Source organism: Streptomyces sp. NPDC091279 (assembly GCF_044757465.1).
GTDB lineage: Bacteria > Actinomycetota > Actinomycetes > Streptomycetales > Streptomycetaceae > Streptomyces.
Map to the genome: position 1 here is coordinate 438,789 of NZ_JBIVVA010000002.1, position 18,185 is coordinate 456,973.

Sequence of the window (18,185 nt, forward strand, 5' to 3'; positions counted from 1 at the left end):
GGGGCTCAGCTCTTCACCAGCAGACCGCGGCTGCGCAGCACCCGGCGCTCCAACGGGCTGAAGATCAGCAGGTCGATGGCGATGCCGACGAACAGGATGAGCAGGATCGCCTCGAACACCATCGCCATGTCACTGGCGTTGCGGCCGTTCTCCAGCAACTGCCCAAGTCCCAGGCCCAGATCGGGGGAGCTGGCGATGATCTCGGCGGCCATCAGGGAGCGCCAGGAGAAGGCCCAGCCCTGCTTGAGTCCGGCGAGATAGCCCGGCAGCGCGGCCGGCAGGGTGATGTGCCAGACGCCCCTGACGCCGGTCGCGCCCATCGTGCGGCCCGCCCGCAGGAACAGCGGTGGCACCTGGTCGACGCCGGAGACCAGGCCGTTGGCGATGGATGGGACGGCGCCCAGCAGGATCACCGTGTACATCATGGAGTTGTTCAGGCCGACCCAGATCACGGCCGGAGCCACCCACGCCACCGACGGCAGCGACTGGAGCCCCGACAGGATCGGGCCGATCGCCGCGCGCACGAACCTCACCCGCGCCACCAGCAGCCCCAGCGGGGTGCCGATCGCCAGCGACAGGAGGAAGCCGAGCAGACCGCGCGAGACGCTGGTCCAGATGTAGTCGAGCAGCGTGCCCCGCAGCCAGGCGTCCCGGAACGCGTCCCCGACCGCCGCCGGTGACGGCAGCTTCGACGGGTTGTCGACGACCGGGTAGAGCAGCGCCCAGACCACCAGGATCACCGCGACCGCGAGGACCGGCGGGAGGGTCTTGGTGGTGAGGGTCTGGCGGAGGGTGGGGCGGGTGGTGAGGGACGTCTCCAGGGCGTCCAGGCCCGCGCCCATGGCGGCGACCTGGCTCGCGGTTCCTGTCGCCAGGTCCGCGCTCGTCCGCGACGGGTCCGTCGACGGGTCCGTCGTCGGTGTCTCAGTGCTGGCCATGGCGGCGGATCTCCCCACGCAGTACATCGGTGATCTCCAGGGACAGTTCGGCCACCGGGGCGTCCTCGATCCGGCGTGGCTGCGGGATGTCGACCGCCCACTCGCGGGCGATCCGGCCCGGCCGGGACGACAGCAGGATCACGCGCTGGGCGAGCCGGACCGCCTCGCGCACGTTGTGCGTGACGAACAGGACGGACAGGCCCGTCTCCTCCCAGATCCGGGTCAGTTCGTCGTGCAGGACGTCCCGGGTGATGGCGTCGAGCGCGGAGAACGGCTCGTCCATCAGCAGCAGGTTGCTCTCCTGGGCGAGCGAGCGGGCCAGGGCCGCGCGCTGGCGCATACCGCCCGACAGTTCGTGGACACGCTTGCCGTACGCGCCCTTCAGCCGCACCAGTTCGAGCAGCCGCTCGGCCTTGTCGCGGCGGTCGTTCTTCGGAACTCCCCGGAGTTTCAGGGCGAGTTCGATGTTCTTGCCCGCGGTCAGCCACGGGAACAGGGCGTGCTCCTGGAACATCAGGGCCGGGCGCCCGTCCGTCGTGATGGAACCGGCGGTCGGCCTGTCGAGGCCGGCCACCAGGTTCAGCAACGTCGACTTGCCGCAGCCCGAGGCCCCCAGGAGGGTGACGAACTCGCCCGGCGCGACATCGATGCTGATGTCGTCCAGGACGAGCTGCTGCCCTCCCGGCGTCGCGAAGGACTTCGAGACATGGTCGAGGCGGGCGGCGTACTCGACCGTCTCCTCGGCCTTGGCGAATGTGGTGGCCATGGTCGTCACCTCCTGGGAACTCGTCGGACCGGGGTCAGCTGGTGCCGAGACCGGCGGCGCCGACCGTCTTGTCGCCCTCGGCCTTGAGGACCTTGTTGAGGAGCGTGAGGTCGTAGATGCCCTTGAGGTTCGGCTTCTCCAGCAGACCGGCCTTCACCGCGTGCTCCGCCTCGGTGCCGAGGGTCGAGGCCAGCGGGTCGTCGGTGAACCGGATGGACGTCCACGCCGGGTCGAGGACGTCGGCGGGCAGCGCCTTGCCGGAGTCGTCCGCGAGCTGCTCGTTCGCCGCCTTCTTCGCCGCGTCCGGGTTGGCGTTGATCCACTTGTTGGTCTCGACGGACGCCTTCAGGACCGCCTCGACGGCCTTCGGGTGCTCCTTGAGGAACGCCTGCCGCACGATGATGTTGGTGATCACGAACTTCTTGTCCGGCCACAACGACGACTCGTCGAGCAGCGTCTTGCCGCCCTCCGCGACCAGCTTCGACGCCGTCGGCTCCGGCACCCAGGCCCCGTCGATGGAACCGGACTTGAACGCGTCCGGCGTCACCTTGTTGTCGGTCCGCACGACGGACACGTCACCCTTGCCGCTCTGCGCGTCGACCTTCCAGCCCTGGTCCGCGATCCAGTTGAGGAACGCCACGTCCTGCGTGTTGCCCAGCTGCGGGGTGGCGATCTTCTTGCCCTTGACGTCCTTCAGGGACTTGATCTTCTTGGGGTTCACGACCAGCTTGACCCCGCCGGACGCCGAACCGCCGATGATCTTCAGGCTCTTGCCGTCGGACTTGGTGTAGCCGTTGATCGCGGGCGAGGGGCCGATCCAACCGATGTCGATGGCACCGGAGTTGATGGCCTCGATCTCGGACGGGCCCGCGTTGAAGATCTGGTACGCGGCCTTCGTGGCGCCCAGCGACTTCTGGAAGTAGCCCTTGTTCACGCCGACCAGCGCGGTCGCGTGGGTCAGGTTGCCGAAGTAGCCGATCTTCACGGTGTCGAGACCGTCGATCTTCTTCGCCCCGGCGGCGACCTTCTGGTTCGCCGCCTCACCTGTGGCCTGGGAACCGTAGCCGCAGGCGGCGAGCGTCAGCAGAGGCAGGGCCGCGACGACGGCGATGCCGCGGCGCAGGAACGTGGAGCGGTTGGCAGGCACGGGAGGTGTTCCTCTCGTTGGCCCGGCGGGTCACGGTCTGTCAGGTCGTGGCCGGGAATTCGGCTGGGGGTTTTCGTCGTGTCCGCGACGGCGGGCGGGGGGACAGGGCGCGCAGGCGGTGCGCGTACGTCATCGCGCACATCGCGCGACCCCGCCCTGCCCGCTGCCGAGGTGGCCGCTGCCGACGCGGCCCCCCTCCTTCGCGAACGTCGAGTAGAAGTCGTCACCCCTCATGTCAGAAGTCCCAACCGTCTTCCTCGGCCGGGTTCTTGACCGGCTCCGGGGACGCGAAGGACTCGCCGACCATGCCCGCGGTGAGCGTGGTGCCGTCGTTCGGGTCGATCAGGATGAACGAACCGGTGCGGCGCGAGTCGGCGTAGGAGTCCACCGGCAGCGGCTCCGCGGTGCGGATCTTCACGCGGCCGATGTCGTTGGCGACGAGCTGTCCCGGATGCGGGTGCAGGGACAGGTCGTCGAGCGTGAGCCGGGACGGGATGTCCTTGACCAGCGCCTTGACGGTACGGGTGCCGTGCTTGAGCAGCACCCGCTGGCCGACGGTGAGCGGCCGGTCGGCGACATGGCAGACGGTCGCCTCGACGTCCTGCGTGGTCGGCGGGGCGTCCTCGCTGGGCACGATGAGGTCGCCGCGCGAGATGTCGATGTCGTCCTCCAGCAGGAGGGTCACCGACTGCGTCGTCCACGCCACGTCGACCGGCACGCCGAGCAGGTCGATGCCGGAGATCCGCGAGGCGCGCCCGGACGGCAGCACCGTGACGGCCTCGCCGACGCGGAACGAACCGGCGGCTATCTGACCGGCGTACCCCCGGTAGTCGGGGTGCTCGGCGGTCTGCGGACGGATCACGTACTGCACCGGCAGCCGGGCGTGGCAGTGGCTCAGGTCATGGCTGACCGGGACCGTCTCCAGGTGTTCGAGGAAGGTGGGGCCGCCGTACCAGTCCATCGTCGCGGAGGGTTCGACGACGTTGTCGCCGGCCAGCGCGGAGATCGGGATGGCGGTGACCTCGGGGACGCCCAGCTCGGTCGCGTACGCCGTGAACTCCTCGGCGATCGCCGCGAACACCGGCTCCCGGTACTCGACCAGGTCCATCTTGTTGACGGCGAGGACGACGTGCGGGACCCGCAGCAGCGCCGCGATCGCCGCGTGCCGCCGGGTCTGCTCGACGACGCCGTTGCGGGCGTCGACGAGGATCACCGTCAGCTCGGCCGTGGAGGCACCCGTCACCATGTTGCGGGTGTACTGCACATGGCCCGGGGTGTCGGCGAGGATGAACCGCCGCCTGGGGGTGGCGAAGTAGCGGTAGGCGACGTCGATGGTGATGCCCTGCTCCCGCTCGGCGCGCAGGCCGTCGGTGAGCAGAGCGAGGTCCGGGGTGTCCTGGCCGCGGTTGCGGGAGGCGTGCTCGACGGCTTCGAGCTGGTCGGTGAGGACGGACTTGGAGTCGTGCAGCAGCCGTCCGACGAGGGTGGACTTGCCGTCGTCGACGGAGCCGGCCGTCGCGAACCGCAGCAACGTGGTCTCGGCGAGTTCCTCGATCGTGATCGTCGTCATGCTTAGAAGTACCCCTCGCGTTTGCGGTCTTCCATCGCGGCCTCGGACATCTTGTCGTCGGCGCGGGTCGCGCCGCGCTCGGTGAGCCGGGAGGCGGCGATCTCGGTGATCACGGCCTCCAGCGTCGTCGCGTCGGAGTCGACGGCGCCGGTGCAGGACATGTCGCCGACGGTGCGGTAGCGCACCAGCCGCCGCTCGACGCTCTCGCCGTCCTTCGGGCCGCCCCACTCGCCGCCGGTCAGCCACATCCCCGCGCGCCGGAACACCTCGCGCTCATGGGCGAAGTAGATCTGCGGCAGCTCGATGTCCTCACGGGCGATGTACTGCCAGACGTCCAGCTCGGTCCAGTTGGACAGCGGGAAGACCCGCACATGCTCGCCGGGGGCGTGGCGGCCGTTGTAGAGGTTCCACAGTTCGGGGCGCTGGCGGCGCGGGTCCCACTGGGAGAACTCGTCGCGCAGGGAGAAGACACGTTCCTTCGCACGGGCCTTCTCCTCGTCACGCCGCCCGCCCCCGAAGACGGCGTCGAACCGTTCCGCCTGGATCTTCTCCGTCAACGGCAGTGTCTGGAGCGGGTTGCGGGTCCCGTCGGGACGCTCCCGCAGCACCCCGCGGTCGATGTAGTCCTGCACGGACGCGACATGCAGCCGCAGCCCGTGCCGCTCGACCGTGCGGTCCCGGTACTCCAGCACCTCGGGGAAGTTGTGCCCGGTGTCCACGTGCAGCAGCGAGAACGGCACCGACGCCGGGGCGAACGCCTTCAGCGCCAGGTGGAGCATGACGATGGAGTCCTTGCCGCCGGAGAACAGGATCACCGGCCGCTCGAACTCACCCGCCACCTCACGGAAGATGTGCACCGCCTCGGACTCCAGGGCGTCCAGGTGGGAGAGGGCGTACGGGCTGTCCGTACCCTCGTTCACGGTCGCGGCGGTCGTCGTCATGCCAGTCCCCTCTCGGTGAGCAGCGCGTGCACAGCCGCCGCGGACTCCTGAACGGTCTGGTGCTGCGACTCGATGCGCAGATCCGGAGCCTCGGGCTCCTCGTACGGGTCGTCGACGCCGGTGAGCCCGGTCAGCTCGCCCGCCGCCTGCTTGGCGTACAGCCCCTTCACGTCCCGCTCGCCGCACACCTCGACCGGCGTCGCCACATGGATCTCCAGGTACGGGGCGCCGTCCTCCTGGTGCCGCTTGCGCACCGCGTCCCGGCTGTCGGCGTAGGGCGCGATCACCGGCACCAGCGTCTTGACGCCGTTGCGGGTGAGGAGCCCGGCGAGGTACCCGATGCGCTGCACGTTGGTGTACCGGTCCGCGCGGCTGAAGCCGAGGCCCGCCGAGATGAACTCGCGGATCTCGTCGCCGTCGAGCACCTCCACGAGGTGGCCCTCGGAGCGCAGCCGGGCGGCCAGCTCGTTGGCGATGGTGGTCTTGCCGGCGCTCGGCAGACCCGTGAGCCAGACGGTGGCTCCGGTCGTCACGTCACTCTCCTGGATGTCGGCGGTGTGGTCGCGGTGCGTCATCCGTGCAGCCCGCACTCGGTCTTGGCGCTTCCTGCCCAACGACCGGTCCTGGCGTCCTCGCCCGCCAGCACCCGGCGGGTGCAGGGGGCACAGCCGACGGAGGCGTAGCCGTCCATCAGCAGGGGGTTGGTCAGCACGCCGTGCTCGGCGACGTACGCGTCCACGTCGTCCTGCGTCCAGCGGGCGATCGGGGAGATCTTGACCTTCTGCCGCTTCTCGTCCCAGCCGACGACCGGGGTGTTCGCCCGGCTCGGCGACTCGTCGCGGCGCAGCCCGGTCGCCCAGGCCAGATACGAGGTCAGCCCCTGTTCGAGCGGCTGCACCTTGCGCAGGTTGCAGCACAGGTCGGGGTCACGGTCGTGGAGCCGGGGACCGTACTCGGCGTCCTGCTCGGCGACCGTCTGACGCGGGGTGAGCGTGAGGACGTTGACGTCCATCACGGCCTCGACCGCGTCCCGGGTGCCGATGGTCTCCGGGAAGTGGTAGCCGGTGTCGAGGAAGACGACGTCGACGCCGGGCAGCGCGCGGGAGGCGAGGTGGGCGACGACGGCGTCCTCCATCGAGGAGGTCACGCAGAACTCCCGGCCGAAGGTGTCGCCCGCCCACTGGAGGATCTCCAGCGCGGAGGCGTCCTCCAGCTCCCGGCCCGCCCGCTCGGCGAGCGCCTTGAGGTCGGTGGTGCGGTCCTTCTCCTGAACGGCGGTCATGTCTGGTCTCCCGCTGCGTCGGTGGGCTTCGGTCCCCGGGCGAGCAGCCCGAGGAACTTCAGCTGAAAGGCGCGACTGCATGCCGCGCATTCCCACGCGCCATGACCTTGTTCGCTCGGACGCAGGTCCTCGTCCCCGCAGTAGGGGCAGTAGAAGGGTGCGGCCCGCTCGCTCATGACAGGGCCTCCTCCGAGGCGCGCGAGGCCCAGGCGGCGAACCGCTCGCCGTCCTCCCGCTCCTCCTGGAACCGGCCGAGCACCCGCTCGATGTAGTCGGGCAGCTCGTCGGAGGTGACCTTCAGGCCACGGACCTTGCGGCCGAAACCGGCTTCGAGACCGAGCGCGCCGCCGAGGTGGACCTGGTAGCCCTCGACCTGCTCGCCCTGGTCGTTGAGGACCAGCTGCCCCTTGAGACCGATGTCCGCGACCTGGATGCGGGCACAGGCGTTCGGGCAGCCGTTGATGTTGATGGTGAGCGGCTCCTCGAACTCCGGGATGCGGCGCTCCAGTTCGTCGATGAGGGCGGCGCCGCGCGCCTTGGTCTCGACGATGGCGAGCTTGCAGTACTCGATGCCGGTGCAGGCCATGGTGCCGCGCCGGAACGGCGAGGGGCGCACCGAGAGGTCCAGCGCCTCCAGGCCGGCCACCAGGGAGTCGACCTGGTCCTGGGGCACGTCGAGCACGATCATCTTCTGCTCGGCGGTGGTGCGGACCCGGCCCGAGCCGTGTGCCTCGGCGACCTCGGCGATCTTGGTGAGGGTGGTGCCGTCGACCCGGCCGACGCGCGGCGCGAACCCGACGTAGAAGAGACCGTCCTTCTGGCGGTGCACCCCGACGTGGTCGCGCCAGCGGGCGACGGGCTGGTCGGGCGCGGGGCCGTCGACCAGCTTGCGCTTGAGGTACTCGTCCTCCAGGACCTGGCGGAACTTCTCGGTGCCCCAGTCGGCGAGCAGGAACTTCAGCCGGGCGCGGGTGCGCAGCCGCCGGTAGCCGTAGTCGCGGAAGATCGAGATGACGCCCTCGTAGACGTCCGGCACCTCGTCCAGCGGGACCCAGGCGCCGAGCCGCTGGCCGATCTTCGGGTTGGTGGACAGCCCGCCGCCGACCCACAGGTCGAAGCCGGGGCCGTGCTCCGGGTGGACGACACCGACGAACGCGATGTCGTTGATCTCGTGCGCCACATCGAGCAACGGCGAACCGGAGATCGCCGACTTGAACTTGCGGGGCAGGTTCGAGAACGCCTTGTCCCCGATGATCCGGCGCTGGATCTCGTCCACGGCCGGGGTGCCGTCGATGATCTCGTCCTCGGCGATACCGGCGACGGGCGAGCCGAGGATCACGCGGGGGGTGTCACCGCAGGCCTCGGTGGTGGACAGGCCGACGGCCTCCAGGCGGTTCCAGATCTCGGGGACGTCCTCGATCCGAATCCAGTGGTACTGGACGTTCTGCCGGTCGGTGAGGTCGGCGGTGCCGCGCGCGAACTCCTGCGAGATCTCGCCGATCACCCGCAGCTGGGCGGTGGTGAGCCGACCGCCGTCGATGCGGACGCGCAGCATGAAGTACTCGTCGTCCAGCTCCTCGGGCTCCAGGATCGCGGTCTTGCCGCCGTCGATCCCGGGCTTGCGCTGGGTGTAGAGGCCCCACCAGCGCATCCGGCCACGCAGGTCGTTGGGGTCGATCGACTGGAAGCCACGCTTCGAATAGATCGTCTCGATGCGTGTCCGCACATTGAGACCGTCGTCGTCCTTCTTGAACTGCTCGTTGCCGTTGAGCGGGGTGAAGTGCCCCGCGGCCCACTGGCCTTCGCCGCGGTGTCGGCTCGCCTTGCGGCGGGCGGACGCGGCGTCGGGCGATTGCGGGGTGGCGGCCATGGTTGTACGTCCTCCGGGACAGGCGGGAAGGCGGCTCTTACCTGCGCGTTCGGGCGCATGGGCGGACCCGCGCGCCATTGCGCGGTCGGCCAGGGAAAAAGCGGGGGAGACGTCGGCGGTGCTGGGACTGTCAGCCCGCCGGACAGATGGCGCTGGACATGCGGCCGAGGTCGACGTGTCGCCGACTCACCAAGGCAATCCCAGTTCCAGACATGACGGAAGCGTGTCACGGCGTTCTGGACACAGTCCAGCTTCGTCCGTCATGCGGACACTCCTGTCTCGTAGAGCGAGACGGGCGTGTCGTTGGTCACAATCGCGGGGCAGCTCCCGGGTACGGAGAGTGAGCGCAGGTCAGGCGGGGTGGGCGCCGGGCCACGGACCGGTCGGCGGACCGTCCGGCTCCTCCTCGACCTTGGTGTCGAAGAGGGTGAAGCCCCGGCGCAGGTAATTGGCCATCGCGTGCTCCCCGTCCTTGCTGCACGTATGCAACCAGACCCGCTTGGTCACCGAGCGTCCGGGCCAGCGTTCGGCCAGGTCCCAGGCGCGGGCGGTGCCGGTCGCCAGCAGATGTCCGCCGATCCGGCGGCCCCGGAAGGCGGGCAGCAGCCCGAAGTAGACGATCTCCACGGCGCCGTCGTCCTGCGGCTCCAGTTCCACATAGCCCGCCGGCGTGCCCCGGTCGTAGGCGACCCATGTCTCCACGCCCGGCCGCTCCAGGTGCTCCGACCACCGTGCGTAGCTCCAGCGCAGCCGGTCGGCCCAGCGGATGTCGCCGCCGACCGACGCGTACAGGAACCGGCTGAACTCGGGGGAGGGCACCTCGGAGCGGACGACCCGGACATCGCCGTCCGGCGCGGCGGCCGGCAGGAGATCGGTCGGCGCGGTCTGCTCCAGGGACCAGGTGGTCACGGGCACGTTCGTCATGCGGGCCAGGGAATCATCCGACCAGGACATCTGTCGATGGAGCGGGGGATTTGTCCGACGGGGGAGGCCGGGGGAGGCCGGGGGAGGCCGGGGGAGGCCTGGGGGACGCCGGGAGGGGGGAGCCCTTGAGGGAGGCGCCGGGGGCGGACCAAGGGGCGCTCCCTAGGGGGCCGGTCTCATTAGGGGACGCTCCCTAGGTGCCAGCCCCGACCGGGTCCCCTAGGGGCTCGACCCTGCTGGGTCCCGTAGGGGCAGACCCTTCCGGGTTCCCTAGGTGGCTCCAGCCCGCCGAACCTGCCCCGAATCCGCCGGAGCCTGCCCGGAGGGCCGCCCGGAGGGCCGCCCGTAGGGGCTCGACCTTGCCGGGTCCCTAGGGGCATCTCCCTGGCCAACAGCCTTGTCAGTCAGCGGCCTTGTCAGCCCGCAGCCCGGTCAGTCCGCAGCCCTGTCAGCCCACTGCCCTGTCGATCGACATCAGTGGTAGTGCGAACAGCATCTTCCCGGACTGGGACCAGACCTCGCCGGTCTCCTCCCAGTAGGACAGCGACCCCGCCCCGTCGCTCCAGCAGCGCCGGGTGTCGTCCGTGCCGCACGCGGCGGCCCGCGCGTCCTCGGTGTCCTGCCGCCACAGCGTGCCGTGCCCGGCGCCCGAGCCGACGGCCCGGTCCAGGTACCAGTGCGCCCCGTACGACAGCACGCCCCGCACCCCGGCCGCCCTGGACTCGTACGCCTCCTCGGCGACCGCCCGCCCGCCGGAGTCGGTGGCCAGCAGCCCCGCCTTCCCCGCGTCGGAACTGAACGCCCAACGCCACAGCCGGGTGGGCCGCTCACTGTCCGCCGGGACCCGCTCGCTCGCCACCAGGCTGTCCGGCGCGGTACTGCGGTCCAGGGAGAGCGCCGCGGGCCGGGGACCCGGGCCGACGGTGCGGTAGACGCCGACGGCGGGCAACGCGTACCGGTAGCCGTCGGCCGCGAAACCGCCGCGCACCCGTCCGACGCCGGTGCCCGCCACGCTGGTCCGCTGGACGCGGTGCATGTCGTAGACGTACAGCCCGTCGGCCGTGGTCACCAGCAGCTTGCCCTGGTACCAGACCATGCCGGACACGGCCGAGGGCAGCCCCCGGTAGCTCCGGCCGCCGTCGACCGGCACGGTGAGCAACGCCCAGGTGTAGCTGAGGTGTTGGGGGTCGGTGGCGTCGATGAAGGCGACCCGGGCCAGACCGGGCCGGGCCGCGTCGCCGGTGTCCTCGCTCCAGCCGGAGAGGATCACCCGGTCCGCGCCCCAGTGGCCGTCGTCGTCCGCGTCCCCCGAGGTGGTGACGGCGCCGGGCTGCCAGCCCCGGGTGTCGACGTCGCTCCAGCAGTACGCGCGCGTGGCCGCCGGTTCCACGGGCAGCGCCGCCCGCTCCGAGGCCCGGCACCCGGCGCCGGTGCGCAGGCTGCGGTCGGCGTCGTCGAGGACCGCGCGCACCCCGACCGGCCTGCCCATCGCCGAGGCCAGCCGGTCGAGCGTCCGCTGGGGAACGAGGTTCTCCTGAAGGCGCAGCCCGGCCGTGTCGGCGGAGACGGCGAGGGGCTTGAGGGCGCCGGGGTCGTCGCCGACCGTGGCCTGCGAGGCGCTGATCATGGTGGCGGCGGCGGTGAGCGCGAGGGCCGTTCCGGCCAGGAAGGCGCGCACCGCCTTGCCGCGCCGCTGTCTGCGGTGTCTGCCACGTTGCGTCATCGAACCTCCCGAGGCGAGCCAACTGCGTCTGTTGGTCCGTGTGTTGGTCCAGGAGCAGGTGGGGTGGCCCGTACCGGGATGCTACGGCAGTCCGGTACGGCGTGGGCCGAAGACCTCTCAAATATGCGGAAGATGCCACCCGTTGAGCACACACAGTGACCAATTGGCCCGCCGAGGGCCCTCGGTAAGGTCACCCTGGCCTCAGTGCACCGGCCGGGCCCGCTCCACCACCGACGCCAGATCCAACGTCGACGGCAGCGTCCCGAACGTCGCCCCGCCGTCGCCGCCCAGCCGCGCGGCGCAGAACGCGTCGGCCACCTCGGGCGGCGCGAACCGGACCAGCAGCGCGCCCTGCAACACCAGCGCGAGCCGCTCCGCCAGCCGCCGCGCCCGCCCCTCCACGCCCGCCAGATCGGCCAGTTCGGTCAGCAGCTCCCGGATCGCCCCGTCCAGCCGGTGGTCCGCGCCCCGCGCCTGTCCCACCTCCCGCAGATAGGCGTCCAACGCCGCCGGCTCCCGCCGCAACGCCCGCAGCACGTCCAGCGCCTGCACGTTCCCGGCGCCCTCCCACACCGAGTTGAGCGGCGACTCGCGCACCAGCCTCGGCAACCCCGACTCCTCCACATAGCCGTTGCCCCCCAGGCACTCGGCGGCCTCCACCACCACCGCCGAACAGCGCTTCGTCACCCAGTACTTCGCCACCGGCACCGCCAGCCGCAGAAACGCCCGCTCCTGCTCACCCCCGTCGTCGTACGCGGCCGCGAGCCGCAGCCCCAGGGTGGTCGCCGCCTCCGATTCGAGCGCCAGGTCGGCCAGCACATTGCGCATCAACGGCTGGTCGACCAGGAGCGCCCCGAACGCCTCGCGGTGGCCGCAGTGGTGCACCGCCCGCGCCACGGCCTGCCGCATCAGCCCCGCCGAGCCGAGCACGCAGTCGAGCCGGGTCGCGGCGACCATCTCGATGATGGTCCGCACCCCGTGCCCCTCCTCGCCCACCCGCCGCGCCCACGTCCCGTCGAACTCGACCTCGCCCGACGCGTTCGAACGGTTGCCGAGCTTGTCCTTGAGCCGTTGCAGCAGGAAAACGTTTCGGCTGTCGTCCGGCAGCAGGCGTGGCACCAGGAGACAGGTGAGCCCGCCCGCCGCCCGCGCCAGCACCAGAAAACCGTCCGACATCGGCGCCGAACAGAACCACTTGTGCCCCGTCAGCTCATAGGTGCCGTCCTCGGCGAGCGGCCGCGCCACGGTGCTGAGGGCCCGGACGTCGCTGCCGCCCTGCTTCTCCGTCATGCCCATCCCGAACAACGCCCCGGCCTTGAGCCGCACGGGCCGCAACCCCCGGTCGTACACCGTCGACGTCAGCCGCGGTTCCCACTCGGCGGCCAGCTCCGGGTCGGTGCGCAGCGCGGGCACCGCCGCGTGGGTCATCGACAGGGGGCAGCAGTTGCCGGCCTCGGCCTGCGTCCACACCACGAAGGCGGCGGCCCGGCGGACCTGCCCGCCGGGCCGGTTCCAGGCCGACGTCAGACCGGCGCCGACCCCCTTGCCGAGCAGCCGGTGCCACGCCGGATGGAAGTCGACCTCGTCGATCCGGACGCCGGTCGCGTCATGGGTCCGCAGCCGGGGCGGATGGTCGTTGGCCTGCGCCGCCCACTCCTGCACCTGCGCGGACCCGGTGGCCCGCCCCAGTTCGCCCAGCCCGTCGCGCGCTTGATCGAGCAGCTCCGGCGCCAGATGCCGTTCGACGGCCTCCGTGAGCACCCGGTCGGCCCCGAAGACGTCGTAGCCGACCAGCGGCGGGGCCTGATTGGTCACGTCATGCGTGGTACCTGCCATGCGGGCGAACCTACCTCGGCGAACGTCGTCCGGCACCGGACGGACACGACACCCCGATCGCCCCGCCGCACGGTCGCCCGGGGCACTCCCTCGCGGGCGGCACCGAAAAATGGTGCGCATCAGACACGTTCCAGGTGGGAACGGTGGGGGCGCGGGATGAGCGCACTCGGCAACGGCGGATACCTTTAGCGCGTGCAGTCAGCAAGTGAACCCCCGCAGACGCCGGCCGGCCGTCTCCACCGGGCCCGCGCTCTCTACCGGAACGTCTCCAAGCGCAGGACCGCCTGGCTGCTGCTCAAGGACACCGTCAACTCCTGCATGGAGTACCGCATCCTGGGCCTCGCCGCCGAGGCCGCGTTCTTCACCCTGCTCTCCGTGCCGCCGCTGCTCCTCAGCATGATCGGCCTGCTCGGCTACGTCGACGACTGGACCGGCGCCGACACCATCCAGAGCCTGGAGCACAACATCCTGGAGGCGTCGCGGACGGTCCTGTCCGACCGGGGCGTCGCCGAGATCGCCCAGCCGATCCTGCACGACGTGATGAAGGGCGGCCGGCCCGACGTCATCTCCATCGGCTTCCTGTTCGCCCTGTGGTCCGGCTCCCGCGCGGTGAACGTCTTCATAGACACCATCACCGTCATGTACGGCCTCGACGGCGTCCGGGGCATCGTCAAGACCCGGCTGGTCGCCTTCCTCCTCTTCATCGCCGCGCTGCTGATCGGTTCGATCGCGCTGCCGCTGATGGTGGCGGGCCCGGACGCCGTGGTGAACGTCGTCCCCTGGTCCACCACCGTCGTCCAGGTCCTGTACTGGCCGGTCGTCATCCTTCTGTCGATCGCCTTCCTGACGACGCTCTACCACGTCTCCGTGCCGGTCCGTTCGCCCTGGATCGAGGACGTCCCCGGCGCCCTGGTGGCCCTGGCGATGTGGGTGCTCGGCAGCTTCCTGCTGCGCATCTACCTGACCAGGACGGTCGAGGGCCCCACCATCTACGGCTCGCTCGCCGCGCCCGTCGCCGTCCTGCTGTGGATCGGCGTGGCCGCGTTCGCCGTGCTCGTCGGGGCGGCGGTCAACGCCGCGATCGACCGGGTCTGGCCGGCCGCCGCGACCGCCGCCGCCCGCGCCGCCAACGAACGGCTGCGCGAGGCCCAGGTCGCCGAGTACGTGGCCCGCGCGGCGGCCCTCGCCGACGACGACCCGGACGACGACCCCGACATGCCGTCCGAGTTCCCGGAACGCTGGTCCCGCTTCCTCCCCCCGGAAGACGTCACGTCCCGCCTCCGCACCCACGCGAAGAACACCCACCACCACCCCCACCCACCCAAGGAGGACGGGGAGTAGGGGGAGGGGAGCGCGAGGGGGGAACAGGTCCAGGGTGCCGTCCGGCGGGGCGGGCGCGGGGCGGGTGCTGCGCCTCCAGCGGGCGTTGCGGCTGGCCCGGGACAGGGTGCCGTACGCGGACACGGCGACCCGGGCCGGATTCGCCGACCAGGCCCATCTGGCAAGAGACGTCAAGGAGTTGACCGGAGTGCCGCTGCGGGAACTGCTGGCCCGGCCGGACAACGACTCAGCAGACAGAGGCTAGTTGGGCAACGGCCGGTCGGGCAGCGGTGCGAACCGACGGCCGGTCTTGAAGGAAACGGACACGACCAGGGGCCCTACCCGAACGTGACCGGGCCCCGGGGTGTGTCCACGGTGAACGACAGGGCCACCGGCCCTTTCCGCACGTCGAGTCGGACGTCCAGGGTCGCCAACAGGGCCTGGATCTCGGCCGGTTCGGGTGACGTCACGGTCAACTCCAGCAGCGGAGTGACGGGCAGGCCCGACGCCGGGTGCGCCGCGCCGCGCCAGTCGATGAGGAACGGCACCAGACCGGACGGGTGCGCGGTGTCGCCGTCGGTCAGGCGCCACTCCAGGAGGACGCCGTCGGGTCGACGCCGGCTCATCGGGCGGATGTCACCGGGGTCGTAACCCCGGGCGCGCGCGGCGGCGACGGCGGCGTCGAGGTCGGGCGGGCTGATCGCCCAGGTCGCCGTCCGCGCACCGGCGAGAGCGTCGACGTCGAACGGCCGGCGCCCGTCGGGATCGGGCTGCTCCGGGTCGGGTCCGACGATCTCCAGGTAGCGCGAACCACCCAGGGACACCAGGTGGTTGCGGGTGCCGAAGCCGACGTGCGCACCACCGGGCGCGGGGGTCACGCCGGTGCGCCGGGTGAACTCGGCGACGGTCGCGGCCAGATCGGGGGTCGCGAGGACCAAGTGGTCCAGCAGGGCAGGAATCGCGTTCATCGGGCCCGAGCCTACGCAGCGGCGCCCCGGCAGCGGAACACCCTCGCGGCGGAGCCACCCCCTCCGGCGACACCATCGGCCCCCACGCAAACGAACGGCCCCCGCTCGAACAGGCCGCCGCCCCCGAAACCGTCGGCGCGCCCGGTACCCGTTCCCCGCCGGACCGCCCGCATAGGCTCGGTCCCATGACGCCCCGACTCCTGGTCTTCACCCGTACCACCGCCTACCGGCACGACTCCATCCCGGCCGCCGTCACCGCCGTTCGCGAGCTGGCTCACCATCCCGTGGACCACACGGAGGACCCGGCCGTACTGGAAGGGGAGTTGGACGGGTACGCGGCCGTGGTGTTCCTGTCCACCAGCGGCGAGGTGCTCACCCCGGCAGGCCGGGAACGGCTCGCCGCGTACGTCGACGGGGGCGGCGGCTTCGTCGGGGTGCACGCGGCGGCCTGCACGGAGTACGAATGGCCCTACTACGGCGACCTGTTGGGCGCCCGCTTCGACCGGCACCCCGCCTGTCAGCCGGGCCGGGTGATCACCGACGACCGTGACCATCCGGCGACCCGACACCTGCCCGCCGTCTGGGAGTTCACCGACGAGTGGTACGACTTCCGCTCCAATCCCCGGAGTTCGGTGCGGGTCCTGCTCAGCGCCGACGAGACGTCCTACGAGGGCGGCGCGATGGGCCCCGACCATCCGTTGGCCTGGTGCCGCGCCCAAGCGGCGGGCCGGGTCTTCTACACCTCCCTCGGCCACGCCACGGAGGCCTACGCCGACGAGGACTTCCGCGCCCACCTACGGGGCGGACTGGAGTGGGCGACCGGGCGCGGATGACCCCGATCATTTCCGCGATTCTCCCGATCACTTCCGCTGCATAATCAATAAATATCGCTCACGCGAGCGAGTGCCCTGTTCGTTTATCACGGCTTTATTGGGTCCGTCTTTGTGCTGCTTGACCGCGTTTTGGTCGGCGAAACGCGGAGCGCCGCTTGCGTCGGTGTTGGAGCGCGCCTAGCGTCCTTCACAGGAAAACCGGAGACCCGGGGCGGAAGGGGACTCACATTCCCGTTCCGGGTATTCAAGAAAGCGGTAAGCACATGCTCAACGAAGCCGAACTCGACGCCCAGGTCGCGGGCCTGCTGCCGAGCCGAGAGGCCCTTGGCGTCCTCAAGTTCCACTGCACGACCCCGGCCCACCACGGCGTGACCTGCGCCCCGCCGGTCCACCACCACCCCGAGCCCGGCGGCCACGGCCACCACGGGCACCACCACCACGCGCCGGTCCACCACCTGCCCGTTCACCACGCGCCGGGCCACCACGCACCGGTCCACCACGCGCCCACGCACCACGCGCCGGGCCACCACGGGCACCCCCAGCGCTGACGCGACTCCCCGCCCCCGGCGGGGGAATCGGCCGGTGCGGTGCGCGGCGACGCAGGCCCCCGTGCGCCCCGCGCCGCACCGGCTTCCGGCTGAAGAGAGAAACGCTCGGGACATGCCCGCACCGGATGAAGGAATGATGTCGGCCACGGCGGACGCGGACGTCCCGCGCCGTACCGAAGGTCTCGAATTACTGGGCCGCTACCAAGGTGCGGAGTACGAGAATCCCGTATTTCTCGCCCGCCGGGGTGACGGCCAGATGGTCCAGCTCTCTTTTCTGCTCTTTCTCGTCGCCCAGGAGATCGACGGTGCGAGAAACAGCGAGACCATCGCCGAACGCGTCGGCCAGGCGTTCGGAAAAGACGTCAGCGCCGACAACATCCGCCATCTCGTGGCACGGAAACTCCACCCCCTAGGGGTGATCGCGGAGCCCGGTGCCCCGACCGCCGTGACCGCCGACGCGCCCCGCAACGACCTGCTCCTCGGCCTGATGGGCCGCCGCACCCTCGTCCCGCCGGCCCAGGTCCGCAGGGCCGCCCGCGCGCTGGCGTGGCTGCACCGCCCGACGGTGACCGTGCTGGTGCTGGGCGCGGCGCTGGCCATGGACGGCTGGCTGTTCCTCGTCCACGGGGCGATCCCGGCCCTCCTGGACACCCTGAGCCGACCCCTCCCGCTGCTGACCGTCTTCGCCCTGATCGTGGCGTCCCTGGTCTTCCACGAGTTCGGGCACGCCTCGGCCTGCCACCACGCCGGTGCCACCCCCGGACGCATCGGCTGCGGCCTCTACCTCATCTGGCCCTCGCTCTACACCGACGTCACCGACGTCTACCGGGCCACCCGCGCCGGACGCCTGCGCACGGACCTCGGCGGCGTCTACTTCAACGTCGTCTTCATGCTGCTGCTCCTCGCGGCCTACGCCGGCACCGGGCACCCCGTGTTCCTCGCGGCGATCTACCTGGGCCACCTCGAGATCTTCGAGCAACTGATGCCCACCGCACGGCTCGACGGCTACTACATCCTCACCGACGTCGCGGGCGTCCCCGACCTCTACGGCAGGATCGGCCCGCTGCTGCGGGGTCTGCTGCCGCGCCGCGTCCGCAGCGGGCGCCCGGCCGAGCCGGTGCCCGTCCTCACCCGCAGGGCCCGCACGATCGTGACCGTCTGGGTCCTCACCCTGGTGCCGCTCATGCTCGCCGACCTCGGCTACGGCCTGTGGAACCTGCCCAGGATCACGAGCACCGCGCTCGGTGCCCTGGCCGACCAGGCCCACGCCGCGACGACGGCCGCCGGACACGAGCAGCTCTGGTCCACCCTGGTGGCCCTGATCGACGTGGTCCTCCTCGCCCTGCCGTTCGTCGGCACCGGCTGGCTCCTGCTCCGCCTGCTGCGCGCGACGGCCCGCAAGCTCCGGCCCACCCGTGAACCACCGGTGCCTGCACGGTCGTTGGGGACTCCTGTCAACCAGGCCTCGCCGCAAGCCCGTTGAGCGTGTCCGCCAACCGCACGTCGCCGTAGGCCCGTT

Annotated in this window: 18 protein-coding genes and 1 pseudogene; 5 read left to right on the forward strand and 14 right to left on the reverse strand. The window is 71.2% G+C overall.

The annotated features are described in order from the left end of the window. Window positions 1–5 precede the first annotated feature (5 nt). From ACIQOU_RS05525 to ACIQOU_RS05585, 13 genes are all read right to left on the reverse strand, one after another. The gene (locus ACIQOU_RS05525) at window positions 6–842 is read right to left on the reverse strand and encodes an ABC transporter permease (protein ID WP_401534677.1); all 837 of its coding nucleotides are present in this window, start codon (window positions 840–842) and stop codon (window positions 6–8) included. A gap of 82 nt (window positions 843–924) precedes the next feature. Further along, window positions 925–1,704 carry an ABC transporter ATP-binding protein gene (locus ACIQOU_RS05530; RefSeq protein WP_401534081.1) on the reverse strand — a complete coding sequence of 260 codons (780 nt, stop codon included), beginning with the start codon at window positions 1,702–1,704 and terminating at the stop codon, window positions 925–927. Between the two features lie 34 nt (window positions 1,705–1,738). After that, window positions 1,739–2,851: an aliphatic sulfonate ABC transporter substrate-binding protein gene (locus tag ACIQOU_RS05535; RefSeq protein ID WP_401534083.1), complete on the reverse strand. Its 1,113-nt coding sequence runs from the start codon at window positions 2,849–2,851 to the stop codon at window positions 1,739–1,741. A gap of 235 nt (window positions 2,852–3,086) precedes the next feature. Continuing rightward, on the reverse strand, window positions 3,087–4,421 hold the full coding sequence (locus ACIQOU_RS05540; protein ID WP_401534085.1) for a sulfate adenylyltransferase subunit 1: 1,335 nt from the start codon (window positions 4,419–4,421) through the stop codon (window positions 3,087–3,089). 2 nt (window positions 4,422–4,423) lie between these two features. After that, window positions 4,424–5,362, reverse strand: a complete 939-nt coding sequence (gene cysD / locus ACIQOU_RS05545; protein WP_401534086.1) for a sulfate adenylyltransferase subunit CysD — start codon at window positions 5,360–5,362, stop codon at window positions 4,424–4,426. Next, the gene (cysC, locus tag ACIQOU_RS05550; RefSeq protein WP_401534088.1) at window positions 5,359–5,937 is read right to left on the reverse strand and encodes an adenylyl-sulfate kinase; all 579 of its coding nucleotides are present in this window, start codon (window positions 5,935–5,937) and stop codon (window positions 5,359–5,361) included. Before cysC ends, cysD begins: the two co-directional genes overlap by 4 nt. Then, window positions 5,934–6,644, reverse strand: a complete 711-nt coding sequence (locus ACIQOU_RS05555; protein ID WP_401534090.1) for a phosphoadenylyl-sulfate reductase — start codon at window positions 6,642–6,644, stop codon at window positions 5,934–5,936. Before ACIQOU_RS05555 ends, cysC begins: the two co-directional genes overlap by 4 nt. Further along, window positions 6,641–6,820 (reverse strand): hypothetical protein, encoded by a 180-nt coding sequence (locus tag ACIQOU_RS05560; RefSeq protein ID WP_401534091.1) that lies wholly within the window; start codon window positions 6,818–6,820, stop codon window positions 6,641–6,643. The genes ACIQOU_RS05555 and ACIQOU_RS05560 overlap by 4 nt, the downstream gene beginning before the upstream one ends. Next, window positions 6,817–8,514 (reverse strand): nitrite/sulfite reductase, encoded by a 1,698-nt coding sequence (locus tag ACIQOU_RS05565; protein WP_401534093.1) that lies wholly within the window; start codon window positions 8,512–8,514, stop codon window positions 6,817–6,819. Before ACIQOU_RS05565 ends, ACIQOU_RS05560 begins: the two co-directional genes overlap by 4 nt. Window positions 8,515–8,644: 130 nt before the next feature. Then, complete coding sequence (locus ACIQOU_RS05570) at window positions 8,645–8,728, reverse strand: putative leader peptide (protein ID WP_309500612.1); 84 nt, start codon at window positions 8,726–8,728, stop codon at window positions 8,645–8,647. Window positions 8,729–8,865: 137 nt separating this feature from the next. Next, the gene (locus ACIQOU_RS05575; protein WP_401534095.1) at window positions 8,866–9,438 is read right to left on the reverse strand and encodes a GNAT family N-acetyltransferase; all 573 of its coding nucleotides are present in this window, start codon (window positions 9,436–9,438) and stop codon (window positions 8,866–8,868) included. Window positions 9,439–9,886: 448 nt separating this feature from the next. Next, window positions 9,887–11,161 (reverse strand): hypothetical protein, encoded by a 1,275-nt coding sequence (locus ACIQOU_RS05580; RefSeq protein WP_401534097.1) that lies wholly within the window; start codon window positions 11,159–11,161, stop codon window positions 9,887–9,889. 201 nt (window positions 11,162–11,362) lie between these two features. After that, window positions 11,363–12,997, reverse strand: a complete 1,635-nt coding sequence (locus ACIQOU_RS05585) for an acyl-CoA dehydrogenase family protein (RefSeq protein WP_401534098.1) — start codon at window positions 12,995–12,997, stop codon at window positions 11,363–11,365. 192 nt (window positions 12,998–13,189) lie between these two features. On the opposite strand from ACIQOU_RS05585, the gene ACIQOU_RS05590 reads away from it, so the two are divergent. Continuing rightward, window positions 13,190–14,338, forward strand: coding sequence for a YihY/virulence factor BrkB family protein (locus ACIQOU_RS05590; RefSeq protein ID WP_401534100.1), 1,149 nt, complete (start codon window positions 13,190–13,192; stop codon window positions 14,336–14,338). 1 nt (window position 14,339) lies between these two features. Further along, a pseudogene (locus ACIQOU_RS05595) lies at window positions 14,340–14,582 on the forward strand (hypothetical protein); the annotation flags it as partial. A 73-nt stretch (window positions 14,583–14,655) separates the two neighbouring features. Here ACIQOU_RS05595 and ACIQOU_RS05600 read toward each other — a convergent pair. Then, on the reverse strand, window positions 14,656–15,285 hold the full coding sequence (locus ACIQOU_RS05600) for a VOC family protein (protein ID WP_401534103.1): 630 nt from the start codon (window positions 15,283–15,285) through the stop codon (window positions 14,656–14,658). Between the two features lie 185 nt (window positions 15,286–15,470). Between ACIQOU_RS05600 and ACIQOU_RS05605 the strand changes: the two genes are divergently transcribed. The 3 genes from ACIQOU_RS05605 (at window position 15,471) to ACIQOU_RS05615 (ending at window position 18,149) form a co-directional block, all read left to right on the forward strand. Beyond that, a complete protein-coding gene (locus tag ACIQOU_RS05605) occupies window positions 15,471–16,118 on the forward strand; it encodes a ThuA domain-containing protein (RefSeq protein WP_401534105.1) in 648 nt (215 codons plus the stop codon). 263 nt (window positions 16,119–16,381) lie between these two features. Next, window positions 16,382–16,666 carry a hypothetical protein gene (locus ACIQOU_RS05610; RefSeq protein ID WP_401534106.1) on the forward strand — a complete coding sequence of 95 codons (285 nt, stop codon included), beginning with the start codon at window positions 16,382–16,384 and terminating at the stop codon, window positions 16,664–16,666. 112 nt (window positions 16,667–16,778) lie between these two features. Then, the gene (locus tag ACIQOU_RS05615) at window positions 16,779–18,149 is read left to right on the forward strand and encodes a hypothetical protein (protein ID WP_401534107.1); all 1,371 of its coding nucleotides are present in this window, start codon (window positions 16,779–16,781) and stop codon (window positions 18,147–18,149) included. Window positions 18,150–18,185 lie beyond the last annotated feature (36 nt).